The following is a 15608-nucleotide window of genomic DNA, read 5'->3' on the forward strand; positions in this document are numbered from 1 at the left end:
ATCGGGCCACCTCCGTCGCTCGGCGGGTAGGTTCCTGTCACGGTCTGACTACCGGGAGGCGTATGTCCGTGGCCGCGACGCTCGAACCCCGCCTGATTCCGAAACCCCGCCATGAGGTGGCCGAGGCCACCTCGATCAGTGACCGGGCCCGTTGGAAGGGCCTGCTCCGGCTGGCCCGACTACGTTTCCTGCTCTACAACCTCCTGCCGGTGGGCCTCGCCGTGGCGGTGTCGGTCCATCAGGGTCACCCGCTCGACCTCACCTGGTACGCCGTCGCGCAACTCTTCGCGTGGACGGTCCACGTCATGACGCACTTCTGCAACGAGTACTTCGACCTGGAGGCCGACCGCGCCAACGTCTACTTCACCCCGTGGACCGGCGGCAGCCGGGCACTGGTCGACGGCATGGTCGCACCCATGGTGTCGCTCGGCGCGGGGTTCGTCCTGTTCGGACTGTCGACGCTGATGGTCGCGATCATGCCGTCCTGGCAGGCGCGCGTGCTCGCCACCGCGGCCGTCGTGCTGGCCTGGTTCTACACCGCGCCGCCGGTGCGGCTCAACTACCGGGGCGCGGGCGAGCTGACGGTCGCCGCGATCCTCAACGGCCTGTGGCCCGCCGTCGCGGTGGTGCTCCAGGCGGGCACCGTACCGATGCTCCTGCTGGCCGTGCTGGCACCCACGGCCGTGCTGCAGGTGGCGCGGATGATGGTGATGAACCTGGGGGACCGCCGGTCCGACGCCACGGTCGGCAAGCGCACCTTGCCGGTCATCGTCGGCTACCGGACGGCGGTACGCCTGATCGTCGGCGCGCAACCCGTCGCGTACGCGATGCTCACCGCCTTCGCCCTGCTCGGCTGGGTGCCGTGGCTGGTGTGGGCGGCGATGGCCGCCACCGCCCCGCTGTCGGTCTGGCTCGTCATCCAGCTCCGCGCCGGGGCGATGCGCGACCTCGACCCCCGGCGCATGACACCGGTGGTGTTCTGGGCCTCGAACCACGTCTCGCTGATCGTCGCGGCGGCCATGCTCGGCGTGATCCTGGACGCGGCGCGGGGCTCCGCCAGCACCGGTGCGCTGGCCGTGCTCGGCGCCGTCTTCGCCGGCTACGGGCTGCTGTTCGCGTACCGCCTGTGGTTGGCCCGCCGCCCGCGGGCCTGAGGGTGGCCTGCCGGGCCCGCCGGTTCGCGATACCTGGCCTGGCGTGACGGCCCGCCCGGCGATGTCGGGCGGGCCGTCACCCGGTGGGTCGGGGCGGCCCTCACCGCTGGCCGGCGTGCACCCACCGGTCGCGGGCCGGGTCCGGCGACGGGTGCAGGCCAGGCTCGTGCAGCCCGTCCTCGGCGACCCGCCCGATCCGGGCGTACGTCTGCGGGCGGGCCGACTTGAGGGCGAAGCCCCAGATGAGGCCGACCGCCCCGGCGAGCACCGGGATCGCCGGCAGCAGCCACCTGAGGTAGGCGGCGGTGCCGGGGTCGAGCAGCGCGTCGAAGTTGAACAGCAGCACCACCAGGACGACGCTGAGCAGGACCGTGCCGAGCACCGGCGCGAGCACCCGCTGCCAGAGGGTCTCCGGCCCCCGCCGGCCGCTGAAGAACCCGACCACGGCGGCGGAGGTCAGCGTCATCAGCAGCACCACCCCGACCGCCGCCGCGCCGGAGAACCACGTGAACAGGTCGATGATGGGGTCCCGATCCGCCAGCGCGAAGGCCATGAAGACGACCACCGCGAGCGTGCTCTGCACGAGCGAGCCGGCGAGGGGAGCACCGCTGCGGGGCGAGGTCGCACCGAGGAAGCGGGGCAGGACCCCCTCCCGGCCCAGCGCGAAGAGATACCGGGCGACGCCGTTGTGGAAGGAGAGCAGCGCCGCCAGCACCGAGGTGATGAACAGGACGTTCGCGATGTCGGCGACGACCGCGCCGGCGTACTGGTCCAGCGCGCCGAAGACGACGCCCGGGCCCGCGTCCGCGGAGGCCTGGGCCGCGTTCTGCGGACCGGTCAGCACGGTCAGCGCCCAGGCGGAGGCGGCGTAGAAGAGGCCGGTGAAGGCGACCGCGATGTAGGTGGCCCGAGCCACCGTCCGCCGGGGATCCTTGACCTCCTCGCTGTAGATGGCGCCGCTCTCGAAGCCGGTGAAGGAGGCGATCGTGAATGCCAGCACCGCGCCGAAGCCGGTGGTGAACAGCTTGCTCGGATCGATGCCGGCGTAGCTGACCGCGTCCGCCGCCGGGTGGGTGAGCGCCACCGCGTCGAAGATGAGTACGACCACGCACTCGAGACCGAGCAGGACCGCCAGGACGGTGGCGTTCAGGTCGATCCGCAGGACGCCGAGCAAGCCGACGAGCGCCCAGGCGAGCAGCGCCCAGACCCACCAGGCGAGATCCAGCCCCGCCTTGGTGGCGAAGAACTCCTGGAGGATCGCGCCGATCAGGCCGTAGAGACCGATCTGAATGGCGTTGTACGCCGCCAGGGCGACCGCCGAACCGGCCACGCCACCGGCCCGGCCGAGACCGTTCGCGATGTAGGCGTAGAAAGCGCCGGCGTTTGCCACGTATCTGCTCATCGCGGCATAGCCGGTGGCGAACACCGCCAGAACCGCGGCGAGCAGCACGTATCCGAGGGCGGCGCCGACATTACCACTGACGGCGAACATCGTGGTGACACCGCCGCCGAGAACGGTCAACGGCGCCGAGGCGGCGACGGTGAAGAAAACGAGGTGAGCGGTGCCGAGACGGCCACGGCGCAGCCCGCTATCAGAGAAAAACGAATCAGCCGACAAGACTTCTCCAGGGCGGTTGAGGGGGATGGAGCCCGTGTTAGAAGAGCCGGGAGCAGAGTATTGGTGATCACGGATCGTCACAACCCCGCTCCGCATGATCACCGGATCTGTCGACCGATCGTCCGAATTGAACTGCGCGTGGTCATGCCGTACCGTGCCGTGTCGATGCTCAGGCCGGCTGTTGAGGATGGACTCATGACCTACCCCAGCGCACACCCGACGTTCCGGCTCGCAGACGCGCTTTTTCTCATCGGCCATGATGAGTTTTCCGGCAAACCGCACGGCGCCCCGGATCGGCTCGATTGCGCCCTCGCCGGCGCCGCTCTCGCGGAACTGATGTTCGAGCGTCGGATTGCCGTCGAAGACGGCAGGATGGCCGCCATCGACGGACGTTTGTGGCAGGAGCCGCTGACCGATCTGTTGGCCACCGAGATCATGCGGCGAGAGGGCGCGCACCCGATCCGGCTGTGGATACGGTATCTGCGCGATCACCTCAACATCTGCGAGCGCGTCGGCACCCGGCTGGCGACCGCCGGGGTGGTGCGGCGGGAACAGGGGCGGTTGCTCGCCCGGTCCGTACGCTGGCCGGCGGTCGACCCCAACCACGCCGCCTCCCCACGGGTTCGGCTGACCGCGCTGATGATGCGTCAGAACGCCGCCGAAATCGATGTGGAATCGCTCCTGCTGGCCGCGCTCATCGAGGCGGTGGGCCTGGGCCCCAACGTCTTCGACGCGCCGGTGAGCGCCCGCATGCGGGAGTGCGGAAAGCTCCTGCCGCCGCCGCTGCACAGCCTGCTCGGCGCCGTCGTCGCCGCGCTCGACGCGACCACCGTCAGCGTGCGGCGCTGACCGGCCTGCCGTCGCCGTGCCGAGCGACCGCAGCGGCCGCTCCGGCCGGCCTCCGGTCCGCTGGTCCGACTGCTATCTGGCCGGCCAGCCCTGCCGGCCCAGCGCGACGCCGGCCTGGAACCGCGTGCTCACGCCGAGGCGCCGTTGGATCTCGGAGATCCGGCGGCGTACGGTCTGCGCCGACACCCCCAGCCGGGCGGCGATCGCCTCGTCCTTCATCCCGCTGACCATCAGGGTCAACACCGTGTCCTCATCGGCCGCCCGGGACCTGGTGGACAGTTCCTGGCCGTCGAACCGCAGTTGCACGCCGCGCTCCCAGTAGATGTCCCAGAGCGCGACAAGCGCGTCGAGCAGGGCACACTCGTGCACCACCAGGCCCGCGTCGGCGGCCCTGATCGGGTCCGACTGGACGAACGGCACCAGGGCGGTGCGGCGGTCGGACAGGGACAGCTTCATCGGTAGCCCCTTCACGACCCGTGCCTCCTCCCCGAGCGCAGCCATCTTCCGGGCGTGCTCGAGCATGCCAGGCTGCTTCAGCGCCTCCTCGTCGTAGATCCCGCGAGATGGCACGCCGCGGGCGAGCAGCCGCTCCTGCAACGACTCGGAGTCCTCGAACCGCTGCTGCGCGAACGGCGGCCGGACGAAGACGTCCAGGCTGCGGCGCGCGCCGAGTTGCAACTGTTTCCAGCGTTCGGCGTACGCCTCCCGGCTGGTCATGACCTCGATCAGCTCGGTGACCCGGTCCTGCTCAGCCGGCACGCGGTGCAGCGACGCGAGCCGCTTGGCGTCGAGGCGTACCCGGTGCAGCGCCTCCTCCCGCGAGCGGACCAGGACCTCGACCACGACGTCCGGCGGCACCGACTGGTAGCGGGCCGGGGAGCCGCTGCGTCGGGTGACCATCGCCTTGCCTTCCAGTTCGGACAGCGCACCGCGCAACCGCCGCTGGCCGAAGCCGGTCAATGCCCGCAGTTCGGTCACGCTCGCCCCGGGATTGGCCAGGAGTGACCGGTAGACCCGCTCGGCACTGTCGCTGACGCCCACCTCGCCCAGCACCCGGTCGTTGTCGCGCACGGCCCGGACCTCCCTTGATCACTTCTAGACAATGGTAACTATCGACCAACATCAGAGCCTTGACCTCCGCGCGCCCCGACCGCAGGTTTACGAGGGAATTCTGAAGATCCGTCGGGAGGAACCTTGCATCTCCGTAGACCCGCGCTGGCCGGTGCGCTGGCGCTCCTGATGGCCGGGGCGGCGACCAACGCCGCGTCGGCCAGCCCTGACCACAAGTCCGGGCTGAACCCGGTCGCCAACCCGTCCGCCACGGAGACCGTCACCCTGGTCACCGGTGACCGGGTCGTCGTGCAGGCCGGGCCGGACGGGCGGACCGCCTTCACCATCGAGGAGGCCGACCGCGACGGCGACGTCTCGTTCGAGACGCTCACCTACGGCGATGAGACCTACATCATCCCGTCCGACGCCGCACCGCTGGTCCCCGAGGTGCTGGACCGGGAACTGTTCAACGTCACCAAGTTGGCCGAGTACGACTACCACGAGTCGGTGCCGGTGATCGTCAGCTACGAACCGAAGGCTGCCCGCACCCTCGCCGCGCCACGGGGTGCCCGGGTTACGGCGCAGCTACCGAGCATCAACGCGGTCGCCGCCACCATCGACCGGAACGGGCAGTGGTGGCGTTCCGCGCAGCCCTCGGGTGCGGCCGGAGCCAAGAGCCTGGCCGGGACCGGAACGCTGGCCGGTGTGGACAAGGTCTGGCTCGACGGGCTGGCCACGGTCGAGCTCAGCGAGAGCGTACGGCAGATCGGCGCGCCCGAGGCGTGGGCCGCCGGCTATGACGGCGCCGGGGTCACCGTGGCCGTCCTGGACACCGGCATCGACGTCGACCACCCGGACCTGAAGGGCAGGGTGCTCGCCACGCAGGACTTCACCGACAGCGGGGGCCCGCGCGACTGGCACGGGCACGGCACCCACGTGGCGACGACCATCGCCGGCACCGGCGCGGCCTCCGGCGGCAAGTACACCGGTGTGGCACCGAAGGCGCAGCTGCTCGCCGGCAAGGTGTGCGCCCAGGAGGGCTGCCCGTTCTCGGCGATCATGCTCGGCATGCAGTGGGCCGCCATCCAGGGGGCGGACGTGGTGAACATGAGCCTCGGCGGCGGCTTCACCGACGGAACCGACCCACTCAGCCAGACAGTCAACGCCCTCACCGAGCAGTACGGCACCCTGTTCGTGATCGCGGCCGGCAACTCCGGACAGTACGGCGAGGGCACGGTCGAGGCGCCCGGCACGGCCGATGCCGCGCTAACCGTGGGCGCGGTCGACAAGGCCGACCAGCTGGCGTACTTCTCCGGCTACGGCCCGCGGGCGGGCGACTACGCGATCAAGCCGGACCTCACCGCCCCCGGCGTCGGCATCGTCGCCGGCCGCGCCTCCGGGACCGGCATGGGCAGCCCGGTGAACGACTATTACACCGCCGCCTCGGGCACCTCCATGGCAACCCCGCACGTCGCCGGCGCGGCGGCGCTGTTCCTCCAGCAGAACCCGGGCCTATCGCCGGCCGAGGTCAAGGCGGCGCTGGCGAGCACGGCGGTGCCGAACGGCGACCTTGAGGTCTACCAGCAGGGCGGTGGGCGGCTGGATATGCGCAACGCCGTCAACTCGCCGGTGCTGCCCGACCGGTCGCCGCTGAGCCTCGGCTACTTCGCCTACCCGCAGGGCGATACCGCCCCGGTGAACACCACGGTCAGCTACACCAACCGCAGCACGGAGACGGTCACCATCGACCTGGCGCTCGACGTCAAGAACCGGGAGGGAACCGCCGCGAGCGCCGACATGCTCACCGTCTCGCCGGCCTCGCTGATCATCAAGCCCGGTGGCACCGCCAAGGCCACCGTCACCCTGGACGTCCGCGTCGGCGCTGAGGGGATCTACGGCGGCTACCTGACGGCCAGCCGGAACGGTGGGGCTGTCAACCACATCCCGGTGGGTTACTACAAGGAAGGGGTGCGCTACGAACTGCGGGTGAAGGGGATCGACCGTAACGGCCAGCCCGCCAACGCGCTCGGCATGATCGACGTGCTGGACGTGAAGGACACCCGCCGGTTCATCGAGATCGACAACCGGTTCGACGACGGCACGGTCACGCTGCGGGTGCCACCGGGCACCTACTCGGTGGCCGGCTACATCTACACCCCGAACAAGCAGCAGGGCGCGTTGCCGGAACGGACCTGGGTCGGCGATCCCGAAATCAAGATCGACGCAGACACGACGCTGGTGTTCGACGCGCGGCAGGCCGCCCCGGTCAGGATCGTGACCCCGGAACCGGCCACTCCGACCGGCGTCGCGGTTCTCGGGTGGTGGCGCGAGACCGAATCGGGCTGGCCGTTCGCCCACAACATCCACGCATCCCCCTCCCTGGTGTCCGCGACGCCGACCGCGCCGGTCACTCGCGGCGACTTCGAGCTGTACACCCGACAGCGGCTCGTCGCCGGGCCGCAGAACTCGATCCTGTACGACCTGGTCGTGCCGTTCCACGGGCAGGTGCCCGCCGACCCGGCCTTCGTGGCCGATCCCGCCCGGCTGGCCCGGGTGAACAACCGCTACCACAGCGATGTCACCGGGCAGACCATGCTCGAGCTGCGGCACTTCTACCGACCCTGGTCGCTCGCGTCGAGCCAGGTCGCGACCATGCACGCGGCGCCGCAGGAACGGGTCGAATACCTGGTGGCCGAGGAAAACTGCTACGCGCAGTGGATGTACGGGGCGCTCGCGTACATCGGGGAACTGAGGGAGCCGACCACCTGTTACAAGCCGGGCGAGCGCCGCGACCAGAGCTGGTTCCGGCAGGTGGCCCGGCCCGGATTCAACGCTGGCAGCGAGCTTGAGCCGGGAGTGCCGACGACCCGCGACGGGGACCTGCTCACGCTCTTCGCGTACGAGTGGCTCGACTCCGACGGGCACTACGGCATGGCGGACAGCGGGGTCGACACCACTGCGATCCGCGTCTACGAGAACGGCAGGCTGCTCGGCCAGGGCCCGCGTGCCCAGGGCACGATCACGGTCAGCCCGGACCGGGCCGAGCACCGGATCGAGCTCGACGTGGCCCGCAAGGCGGCCTGGTGGACCACCTCCACCGAGACCCACACCGCCTGGACCCTCCAGTCGAAGGGCTCCACCTCGGGCCCGGTGGTGCTGCCGCTGCTGCAGGTCGACTACAACGTCCCGGTGGACCTGCGCAACACCACCGCACAGCCGAACGACCGGAAGGGCCCGCTGACCCTCGGTCTCACCGTCGGCCACCAGGCCGGCGCCGACAGCCCCGCAATCCGCGGCGCCAAGGTGTCGATCTCGTACGACGACGGCAAGACCTGGCAGAAGCGCCCCGTCCGAGACCTCGACGGCGGCCGGTTCGAGGTGACCCTCGACAACCGCGACCCGGCGGAGACCAACGGTTTCGTGGCCCTGCGGGTCGAGGCGTGGGACGCCGACAACAACCGGATCGAGCAGACGGTCATCCGGGCCTGGCAGCTGCCACCCGCCCGCTGATCCCATGACCCGTCGCTAGACGGCGGAAAAGCCCCACCGAGGTTGGCCGGTTGACGACAGTGGTCGTCAACCGGCCAACAGTTCGATCAGCTCGCCGATCCGCAGCACCGGGGAGCGGTGCAGGCGACCAAGGACGTTCTTCCCTCCTTATGCCGCTGGTGCGGTGACCATGAACGTCTACCGGGCCTGCTCTCCGGCTGGTTGTTCGTCGGTCTTCGCCCATCGCCTCATGTGCTGGTCGACGACGGCTCGCACCTGGCGGCGGAGGTCCGTGTGGCGCATGTCGCCCATCCCCTCGGCCTCGAAGACCGCGTCGGTGAAGCTGTCCACCTCCAAGGGAGGAGACTCGCGAAGCCGACGGTTCTCCGCAGGAGGCAGGCAGAAGCCCAGCTCGATGCACAGTTCGTCGAGGAGCCCTTGGACATCAGACTCCCGGTCGTCACGTTGGTCCATGCGGACAGCGTGGCAACTCCTGCCCCGAGCCGCCAGCCCGGCCAACGTCTCCGGTCACCGCTAGACGGGCCAGCTACGCCTGGGACATGGCGGCAGGAGTCGCCACGGCTTCCTCCGCTATTGGCAGCAGGTCCCGGTAGTCCGTCACAACGCCCGCCCGCGCTGCCATTGCGACTCGAAGACCTGCTCGAACATCGGGAACAGCCCGGTGCCGGGCCGGTCTCGGCGGATGACGAAAGCGCCGAGAGCTGGCCGGCGGGGAAGCCTTCCTCCAACTCGCGGGCCTGAATCGCCGAGCGGATCGAGAAACAGGCACCGGACCTGAGCGCCACTGGCCAGGAGAGCCTGCCAACGTCGGTCCGCGTAGTCCTGACAGAGAAGGGTGATGGACAGGCCGACGGTCTCTGGCCCCACCCGGCTATGGGAGGTCGGCTGCATCATTTGCCGTCGGCTGCCTGTTGCGGGCCTGTCGCTGACATCGAGATGTATGAGACCGTGATGTCGGTGTGTGATTGCTTCGGCACGTGGGGTGAGCGATATGGGGGTCGTCGACGAACCGTCGCGATGGTCGATCGAGAAGTTCGGACCGGACCTGGCGCGCGACCTCCGGTCGCGGATACCCAAGGCCCTGTGCCGCGCCGTCGAACTCGCGCAGCAGGCTCGGGAGGCTTCGGCCCTGGACACCGACCACGCGTTCGGCCCCGTCCGCTGGAAGCAGCAGTACGAATCCCTGCACGAGCACCTGCGGGACCTGCCCGGCGTGACGGACGTGCACCCGCCCGGCGCGCAGGTGCGCGTCACCATCTGCCGCGACCACCTGCTGCTGCCCTGGCTGTACGCGAGACGCCGCGGCGTCGACATGTGCAGGGTCGGTGGGCGGGTGCGCAGCCAACTGGTCCGCGACCTGCTCATCCTCTTCGGGCCGAAACCGGACTACGAGGAACCCATCCTGCCGGGCATGCCGCTCAACCCGGACGAGGCGCGCGACCGCACGCTCCTTCGACAGGCGATCGAGCAGTTGGCTTCCCGGCCCAAGGTGCTGCTCATCGGCTTCGCCTGCAACTCCGACGAGGGGTTGCTCGCGGTCTCCTGGGGCGAGGCCGCGCTCACGTCGGACAGGAGGCTGGAGTGGGGGCCGGTCGAGGACCTGATCACACCGAACTGACCACGGTCGCACCGGCACCCACCCCGCGTCGAGCTGGTGTCCGGTCAGGCGGGGTTACGCCACATCGGATAGAGGCTCGGTCCCTCCGGCAGATCCAGGGTGGGCGCACCGGACGCGAACCCGTGCCGCGCGTAGAGCGCCGCGTTCCGCGGCGAGCTGGCCTCAAGGTAGGCCGCCGAACCGATCTCGTCGAGCCGGGCGAGCTTGTGTCGCAGCAGGGCCGAACCCACACCCGTGCCCTGCCGGTCAGGGTGCACCGCGATGAACGGCAGATACCAGTGCGGCTCGCTCGGATGGTTCGCCGCCATCAGCCCGTCGAGGACGGCGAACCTCTTGGTCGCCTCCAGGCCGACCGACGCTTCGAGGGTTTGCAGCAGGTCCGATCCGTCGTCGGCCTCGTCGCCGCCGTCGGCCGGCAGCCAGAGCGTGACACCCTCGCCCTCGCCCGCCAGATAGACCTCACCCGCGTCGAGGACGAGGTCGACGAACGCGCCGAAGAACGCCGGGTGCGCCTTCGCCCGATGCTCCTCGTCGGGAAAGATCCATCCGCTGACCGGGTCCCGCATGAACGCTTCCGCCATGACCGTCGCGACGAGTTCGGCGTCGGCGTTCGACGCTCGCCGGATCTCTCCCTGCCAATCGGCCACTGTCTTCCCCTGCCTGGCGTCGTCGGGTCAACTGTTGAGCGCCGAGTAGGCTACCAGTTACAGCAGGGTGCAATGTGCCCGTTGAGAATCCATATCGGAGGGATCGGAAAGCCGCTGTGGAGAGACGGCGACCAGGACGGCGTTCAAAGATCACGGCCGCTTCGACGGGAGCGGAACGTCGCGCGGTACGCCTGGGGCGAGATGCCGAGTTCGCGCCGGAAGCTGTGCCGCAGGTTGCCGGCCGAGCCGATGCCGGTCCGGGCGGCGATCTGTTCGACCGACTCGTCACCGGTCTCCAGCAGCCGTTGCGCGGCGAGGATCCGCTCCCGCACCAGCCATCGGTGTGGGCTCATCCCGGTGAGCCGTTGAAAGCGCCTGGCCAGGGTACGCGGGCTCATGTGCACCCGGCCTGCCAGTGAGTGCAGCGACCACCGTTGCGCCAGGTGCTGGCGCATCCAGTCGAGCAGGTCCGGCAGCGGGTCACCCGGATCGGGGCTGAGCGGCGAGTCGACGAACTGGGCCTGGCCCCCGCTGCGATAGCCGGCCAGCACCAGCCGCCGGGCGAGGGCGGCGGCGGCATCCGCGCCGAAGTCTCCGCGTACGACGTGCAGCGCGAGATCCATCCCCGCCGACATCCCGGCGGCGCTGAGCACGCGCCGGTCGTCGACGAACAGGGCGCGCGGGTCCACCATCGCGGTCGGGAAGAGCGTAGCGAGCAGCGGGGCCATCGCCCAGTGCGTGGTGACCCGCCGGTGATCGAGCAGGCCGGCGTGACCGAGCACGAACGCCCCGGTGCAGATCGACATGATCCGTGCTCCACGCCCGTGGGCTCGGCGCAGGGCCGCCAGCAACGCCTGCGGCGGGACCTTCCGCTCCCTCGTCCAGCCCGGAACGACCAGCAGATCGGCGTGCTCCGCGTCGTCGAGCCCGTACGCCGCCCGGACGGTGACCCCGCCGTCGAGGTCGACCGCCCCCGGCACCAGTCCACAGGTGCGGGTCCGGTACCACGAGCCGAACCGGTCGGAGTAGTCCACGCCGAAGATCTCGTTGACGGTCACGTAGTCGAAGCTGCCCGCGCCGGGGTAGGCCAGCATGGCCACGCCGGGTCCGTCCAGCGGCATCCGGCGACCTCCTCCGCCTCCCGCGTCCGCCCGGCCGGGACCGGGTCGTGGCATCGATTCTAGGAACCGGAGCAGGCCGGAGCGGCGGTGAGATCCGGTCAGGTATCGGCAGGATCAGGTCGGCGCGGTGCCACGGTCGTACCGGCGTACCCGTGCCGGTTCTAGCGTCGGTCCCTGACGCGCCGGGGGTGTCGCCCGGCTCGAACGAGAGGTGGCTGCCGTGAACGAGACTTCCCCCCGGGTCAGGCGACGGACCCTTCTGCTCGCCGCCACCGCCTTGACGGCCGCCGGCGCCGGCGGCGTCGCCGATCCGGCGAGCGCCGGCCCGACCGGCAGGAAGGGGAGGCCCCTGGCGGCACGATCGGTTGGCGCGTTCGAGGTGATTCCGCTGCTCGACGCGGCCGGGCCGTTCTTCCTCGACCGGCAGGTGGCCTTTCCACAGGCGACTTCGCACGACTGGGACCTCGCCCGGGGCGTCGACCCCGGCGCGTTCGGCCCCGGGGAGACCTGGCAGCTCGACTTCCGTTGTTACGCGATCCGCGGGCCACGGGGCCGGCTGACGCTGGTCGACACCGGGGTGGGGCCCGACGGCAGTCCGGCCGGGGGGTGGGCGCCGACACCGGGCCGGCTTCCGTCCGAGCTCGAGCGTGCCGGGATCGACCCGGCGGACGTCGACGTGGTGGTGCTGACCCATCTGCACGAGGACCATTTCGGCTGGTCCGTCGGGCTGGACGGGACGCCGATGTTCCCCAACGCCCGCTACGTCGTCCAGCGGAGCGAGGTGGCCGCCCTGTCGGCCGGCGACGCGGCCCGGGCGTACGTCGTCGACCCGCTGCGCGCGACCGGCCAGCTCGACGAGGTCGATGGCGGCACCCGTCTCGCCTCCGCCCCTGGCCGGTCGGGCGGGTCGATCCGTGTCATCCCCACACCGGGGCACACCCCGGGCCACCAGTCGGTCGTCGTCGAGCACGGCCGCGAGCAGGTGATCGTCACCGGTGACGTGCTGGTGCACGCGGTCCAACTCGTCGATCCCGGGGTCGCCTACCGGTACGAGGCCGATCCCGAGGCCGCCCGCCAGTCCCGTCAGCGACTGCTCGCCGAGGCGAGAGCCTGCCGGACCGTGCTGGCCACCGCGCATCTGCGGCAGCCGTGGACCGAGGTGGTGCCGGCGCCGATGTGACGCCGGCCGACCTTAACGGGTGGCCGGGCTCAGGGCTTGCGGGCGACCGCCGCGTACATGGATGCCTGCGCGGCCGGAGGTCGCTGCTCCGGCGGCACCTCCGGACGCCACTCGGTGATCGGGCTGATGCCCGGCGGGACGAGCTCCAGGCCGTCGAAGAACGCCGCGAACTCGTCCCTGGTCCGGATGGCCATGTCGATCATGCTGGTCGCGATGGCCGGCGCGGCGTGGACGGCGACCTCCGGTGGCACCAGGTCGGTGGTGGCGTGCGAGATCACCACGTAGCTGCCTGAGGGGAGGGCCTCGACCAGCCGGCGGGTGATCCCGTAGGGGTCGTCGGCGTCGGTCAGGAAGTGCAGGATCGCCACGAGCATCAGTCCGACCGGCCGGTCGAGGTCGATGGTGGCGCGGACGTCGGGGTGACTCAGGATCCGCTCCGGGTCGCGCAGGTCCGCGTCGATGTACGCGGTGGCGCCCTGCGGTGTGCTCGTCAGCAGGGCACGTGCGTGCGCGAGCACGATGGGGTCGTTGTCGACGTAGGCGACCCGGGTGTCGGCGGCGATCTCCTGGGCGACCTCGTGCATGTTGGGGCTGGTGGGGATGCCCGTCCCGATGTCGAGGAACTGCCGGATGCCGGCCGTCCCGGCCAGGTACCGGGCGGCCCGGTGCATGAACCGGCGGTTCTCGATCACGGTGGTCCGGATCGGCGGGTACGCGGCCGCCACGGCGTCGCCGGACTGTCGGTCGGCCGCGAAGTTGTCCTTGCCGCCGAGCCAGTAGTCGTAGCGGCGGGCCGGATGCGGGACGGACGGGTCGATCCGCGCCGACGGCGGCTGCTCCGCCCCCGAGCGTACCCCTGATGTCGTGTCCGCCACCGCGACCTCCCCGTCCATAGTGGGCATCAACCGGGATCCTAGCCGGTGGACCCGTCCCCGGCCGTCCCTCCCGCGCCGCGCCAAGATCGTGTTCGATCCAGGAGCGAGTGGTATCGGAGAGCCTCGGCCGATGAGGGCCACCGCTTCCTCGACCGAGCGCGATCCGGGGAACCGCCGCAGGCCCGGGCGGCCCCTGGTGGCGAGGGCGCTGGTCGCCCTCACGGATTGCGACGTGGCGGGCCCGCCCGTGCGGCAGAGTCGGGGACGGGGCACCGACCGGTGTCCGAGAACGGCGGGTCGGGCGACGATGGCCAGGTCGGACGGGACAGGCCAGGACGGCAACCAGCGCGGTGGCGGCCGGCTGGCCGGCCGGCTGGCGGGCGGGCCGGAGGCGGTCCGTGCCGTGATCCTGCTCGCCCTGGTGCTCTCGCTGAACGGGGCGGACGTCGGAACGGTCGGCGCGGCGGCGATGCAGTTGGAGGCGGGGCTGGGCATCGACCACGCCCGGCTCGGCCTGCTGGCGACGGCGTCGTCGGGCGTGGGGGTGCTCGCGGTCGTGCCGTTGGGTGTGCTCGCCGACCGGACCAACCGGGTGCGCCTGCTCGTGATCACGGTCGCGTTGTGGGCGGTGGCCATGGTCGCCGGCGGGCTGGCACCCAACTACTGGTGGCTGCTTGGCACCCGGCTGCTGCTCGGTGCGGCCGTGGCCGCGTCCGGCCCGGTGGTGGTCTCCCTGATCGGCGATCTCATCCCACCCGCCGAGCGCGCGACGGTGCTCGGCTGGATTCTCACCGGCGAGATCGTGGGCGCCGGGTTCGGCCTGCTGGCCGGCGGCGAGCTCGCCGCGACGATCTCCTGGCGGGCCGCGTTCTTCCTGCTCGGGGTGGCCAGCGCGGGACTGGCGGTGGCGCTGTGGCGGCTGCTGCGTGAGCCGGCGCGGGGCGGTGCGGCCTGGCCGTCATCGCCGCGGGGCGGAGCCGAACCGGACCGGCCGAGCCCGAGGAGACCGAGCGCCGACCGTGCGCGGGCGGTGGTGTCCACCCACGGCATCGAGCCGGCTCGCGGCCGGGTGCTGCGGGAGGATCCGAACCAGTGGTCGGTCCAGCGGGCCATGCTTTACCTGTTGTCGATCCCGACCAACCGGCTGTTGATCCTGGCCTCGGCGACCGGATACTTCTTCTTCGCGGGGCTGCGCACCTTCGTCGTCGTCTTCGCCACCCGGCACTTCGGCATCTCGCAGACCGCGTTCGGTGGCCCGCTGCTGGTGATCGGGGCGGCGGCGCTCGCCGGTGTGGTGTTCTCCGGCCGGCTCGCCGACCGCGCGCTGGCCCGGGGCCGGGTCGGCGTACGGGTGGTCGTGCCCGCGGTCGGCTACGTCGCCGCCGCGATCTTCTTCTTCCCCGGGGTGTGGCTGCCCTCGCTGGTGGTGGCGCTGCCGCTGATCGCGCTCGGCGCGGCCGCCCTGGCGGCGGCCAATCCACCGCTGGACGCGGCCCGGCTGGACATCGTCCCCGGCCAGTTGTGGGGCCGGGCGGAGAGCCTGCGGACGGTCCTGCGGCTCGTGGCCGAGGCGGGGGCCCCGGCCACCTTCGGGTGGCTGGCCGACCGGCTCGGCGGAGCGGCCGGGCAGGCCGCGGGCATCGGTCTGCGCGACACATTCCTGATCATGCTCGGGCCGTTGGCGGCCAACGGGCTCATCCTGTTCGCCGCCCGGCGCGTGTACCCGATCGACGTGGCGACGGCGGCCGCGTCCCAGCGCCCCGCCACGGCCTGAGCCGGGGCTGTCCACGCCCCGCCTCGGCTCAGGGGATTTGGCGCGATTCAGGGAATTGGCACCGATCTGCATGGTTAAGGTGAATTCAAGCTGGCTCCGGGGGTCGGTGTTTCCCCGGCGCCACCCGCGCCGCCCATCGCCGCGCGCGGTCCGACCAACCGCTCCAACCCGCATCGGGCGGTACGCCCCACGACACCGGCGGCGTCTGCACC

General features: G+C 71.2%; 13 protein-coding genes. 6 read left to right on the plus strand and 7 right to left on the minus strand.

Features of this window, described 5'->3' with window-relative positions:
- The first annotated feature begins 68 nt into the window (after positions 1-68).
- Entirely contained in the window at positions 69-1154 is a 1086-nt protein-coding gene (locus tag GA0070604_RS13385; RefSeq protein WP_167363449.1) for a prenyltransferase, read from the plus strand.
- A 100-nt stretch (positions 1155-1254) separates the two neighbouring features.
- On the opposite strand, the gene GA0070604_RS13390 is transcribed toward GA0070604_RS13385, so the two are convergent.
- Positions 1255-2772, minus strand: a complete 1518-nt coding sequence (locus GA0070604_RS13390) for an APC family permease (protein ID WP_091118247.1) — start codon at positions 2770-2772, stop codon at positions 1255-1257.
- 195 nt (positions 2773-2967) lie between these two features.
- On the opposite strand from GA0070604_RS13390, the gene GA0070604_RS13395 reads away from it, so the two are divergent.
- A complete protein-coding gene (locus GA0070604_RS13395; RefSeq protein ID WP_091118248.1) occupies positions 2968-3621 on the plus strand; it encodes a GOLPH3/VPS74 family protein in 654 nt (217 codons plus the stop codon).
- 72 nt (positions 3622-3693) lie between these two features.
- Here GA0070604_RS13395 and GA0070604_RS13400 read toward each other — a convergent pair whose 3' ends face one another.
- Positions 3694-4692, minus strand: coding sequence for a helix-turn-helix transcriptional regulator (locus GA0070604_RS13400; RefSeq protein WP_091118249.1), 999 nt, complete (start codon positions 4690-4692; stop codon positions 3694-3696).
- Positions 4693-4815: 123 nt separating this feature from the next.
- Between GA0070604_RS13400 and GA0070604_RS13405 the strand changes: the two genes are divergently transcribed.
- A complete protein-coding gene (locus GA0070604_RS13405) occupies positions 4816-8181 on the plus strand; it encodes a S8 family peptidase (RefSeq protein ID WP_141721285.1) in 3366 nt (1121 codons plus the stop codon).
- A 177-nt stretch (positions 8182-8358) separates the two neighbouring features.
- Here GA0070604_RS13405 and GA0070604_RS13410 read toward each other — a convergent pair whose 3' ends face one another.
- The gene (locus GA0070604_RS13410; RefSeq protein ID WP_091118251.1) at positions 8359-8634 is read right to left on the minus strand and encodes a hypothetical protein; all 276 of its coding nucleotides are present in this window, start codon (positions 8632-8634) and stop codon (positions 8359-8361) included.
- A 144-nt stretch (positions 8635-8778) separates the two neighbouring features.
- Positions 8779-9075, minus strand: coding sequence for a DUF5919 domain-containing protein (locus GA0070604_RS34290; protein ID WP_091118252.1), 297 nt, complete (start codon positions 9073-9075; stop codon positions 8779-8781).
- A gap of 97 nt (positions 9076-9172) precedes the next feature.
- Between GA0070604_RS34290 and GA0070604_RS13420 the strand changes: the two genes are divergently transcribed.
- Positions 9173-9799 (plus strand): hypothetical protein, encoded by a 627-nt coding sequence (locus tag GA0070604_RS13420; RefSeq protein WP_091118253.1) that lies wholly within the window; start codon positions 9173-9175, stop codon positions 9797-9799.
- A 44-nt stretch (positions 9800-9843) separates the two neighbouring features.
- Here the strand turns inward: GA0070604_RS13420 and GA0070604_RS13425 are convergent, their stop codons facing one another.
- Positions 9844-10446: a GNAT family N-acetyltransferase gene (locus GA0070604_RS13425; RefSeq protein WP_091118254.1), complete on the minus strand. Its 603-nt coding sequence runs from the start codon at positions 10444-10446 to the stop codon at positions 9844-9846.
- 143 nt (positions 10447-10589) lie between these two features.
- Complete coding sequence (locus GA0070604_RS13430) at positions 10590-11567, minus strand: helix-turn-helix domain-containing protein (protein ID WP_167363450.1); 978 nt, start codon at positions 11565-11567, stop codon at positions 10590-10592.
- Positions 11568-11787: 220 nt separating this feature from the next.
- Between GA0070604_RS13430 and GA0070604_RS13435 the strand changes: the two genes are divergently transcribed.
- Positions 11788-12747 carry an MBL fold metallo-hydrolase gene (locus tag GA0070604_RS13435; protein WP_244161874.1) on the plus strand — a complete coding sequence of 320 codons (960 nt, stop codon included), beginning with the start codon at positions 11788-11790 and terminating at the stop codon, positions 12745-12747.
- A 29-nt stretch (positions 12748-12776) separates the two neighbouring features.
- On the opposite strand, the gene GA0070604_RS13440 is transcribed toward GA0070604_RS13435, so the two are convergent.
- Positions 12777-13640 (minus strand): SAM-dependent methyltransferase, encoded by an 864-nt coding sequence (locus GA0070604_RS13440; protein ID WP_091118256.1) that lies wholly within the window; start codon positions 13638-13640, stop codon positions 12777-12779.
- 289 nt (positions 13641-13929) lie between these two features.
- Here GA0070604_RS13440 and GA0070604_RS13445 point away from each other — a divergent pair, with 289 nt between their 5' ends.
- Positions 13930-15396: an MFS transporter gene (locus GA0070604_RS13445; protein WP_167363451.1), complete on the plus strand. Its 1467-nt coding sequence runs from the start codon at positions 13930-13932 to the stop codon at positions 15394-15396.
- Positions 15397-15608: the final 212 nt, after the last annotated feature.

Source organism: Micromonospora eburnea, from assembly GCF_900090225.1.
Taxonomy (GTDB): domain Bacteria; phylum Actinomycetota; class Actinomycetes; order Mycobacteriales; family Micromonosporaceae; genus Micromonospora; species Micromonospora eburnea.